Source organism: Treponema endosymbiont of Eucomonympha sp., from assembly GCF_001028545.1.
On the sequence record NZ_BBPW01000136.1, the window covers coordinates 1 to 1,844 of the forward strand.

Consider the following 1,844-nt stretch of genomic DNA (forward strand, 5'->3'; position numbering starts at 1 on the left):
GTTTGACGGCTCTTGTTTTTTTACCAATAAGCGTTCGCGGTTTTCTGCTTTAATCGATTCATACTCTTCCCCGCGCCACATAAGACGCAGCCCGCGCCCCACAATTTGCTCCAGCAAATGGTCGCTTTGACTGCGGCGCAGCGGTACAATCACGCAAATGTTGTTGACGTCGAATCCTTCCCGCAGCATTAGCACGGACACAATGACTTTCGGCGTTTTGCGCCGGTCAACGCTAAAGAGCGTACGCTTTATACTCTGCCATTCGGGAGCCGGAATGCTTCCTTTTTTGTCAGAGTCAATTTGCACAACGTCTTCGTCTGCAAGACCCTCAAACTGCGTCAAATATGCAATTACCAGCGGCGAAACGGCGGTATCTTCGCATATCGCCAGCATTTTAGGGCATTTGTCCGTACCGGGGCTTAATGCCGCAAACTGGGTTTCCAGTATGCGCAATTTGGCAAGACCGGCGCGAAGCATAATCTTTTGCCCTTCGGAAAGGGCGACAGGGCGTCCGTCCTCGTCGCGCTCCGCGCGAAAATCCAGGTCCGCAAGCTGTTCCGACGCTAATTCTTTGCGCTTATCGAGCACAGTCGTCTTGACCAGCCCTTTATGGATAGCCGTTTTGAGGTCAAAATCGACGACGATATGCGGAAAATACTGTTTGACGCGTTTTTGCCCGTTCCCCGTCTCGCTGTCCGGCGTTGCGGAAAAATCAACCTGAATAAACTTTTCGCCCTTGCCCTGCGCAATGACGGTAAGACTTTTTTGCCATTCGACTTCGTCAGCATAGCCTTCGGTTTTTGTTTCGTGGATATGGTGCGCTTCGTCGTTGATAACGACTAAATCAGGGAGACGGGCAAGGCAGTCACGTTCCGCGCCGCTGAAAAACTTGCTGTCCAGACTTTTCAGCGAATGCCCCGCCGTAGTGCCCGGCGTTATGGGGAGCAAGTCTTTCACGATTGCCGCCGGGTCAGACGAATCCGCTGTTTCCGTCTCGCTGCCGTCTCCCGCGAGCAGGTGCCAGTTCGTAACGGCAATGACGCCGTCGCCGGTAACTTTTTTGCCGATTTCGTCTTTTTTGGCTACTGCGTTTTGGATAAACCCGAATGCGGCGTTTTTATAGCCGTCCGGGATAAATAATTCACGGAAAACATGATAATCGGACGTTTCAAAACTGCGGGTGCCGTCGTCGGTCTCTTTGCCTAAAAATGCGTCGAGCAAGCGTTCGTATACAATCAGCCCGGGAGCGACGAGCAAAAAGTTTTTTGAGAAAACGCATTCAGGCGGCGCGCCGCCCGCCTCCGCGTATTTCGCATTCAGGTATTGCCACAGCAGCAGTGCGTGCATTACCCACGTTTTGCCGGTTCCCGTCGCCATTTTTATGCAATATTTCGAGCAGGCATACTTTTTTTGAGCGATTTCGCCCGTGCCCATTTCGGCAAGCGCATCGCTGTCCGCGAGCGCGTACATATCGAATACGTTCTTTGATTTCAACACTTCGTGTGCAAAGAGCGTGTTCAGTATCGCCTGTTTTTGCCCGTCGTGAAAATTAAATTTGCGCGTTTCGGTGAACGTGTCGGAAAACCAAAACCGGAGCAAGTCGCGGGTAACCAGCGTTACCCTGTCAGCCATTTCGCCGCTCTCGTAACTGGCGTTTGCCATTCGGGTGAGCTTCGCGGCAAAGCGGAGCGGCAATTCGCCGGTATTTTTTGCGGTGGACATTTCATGGCTCCTTATTTAAGGACATAAAATCCATTTGCAGTTTGCCACGCCAGAATATCGGCGTGCAGTTTTGTCTGCGCAAAATGCGGCAATTGGAATGAGTGCCGAAGGCCGCTACAAAA

The 1,844-nt window shown here is 52.0% G+C and carries 1 protein-coding gene; it reads right to left on the reverse strand.

Going from position 1 to position 1,844, the window contains the following annotated elements; genetic code table 11:
- Window positions 1-1,722 (reverse strand): DEAD/DEAH box helicase family protein (locus AWU74_RS05320; RefSeq protein ID WP_187150863.1); only part of this gene is annotated, 1,722 nt, incomplete at its 3' end.
- Window positions 1,723-1,844: the final 122 nt, after the last annotated feature.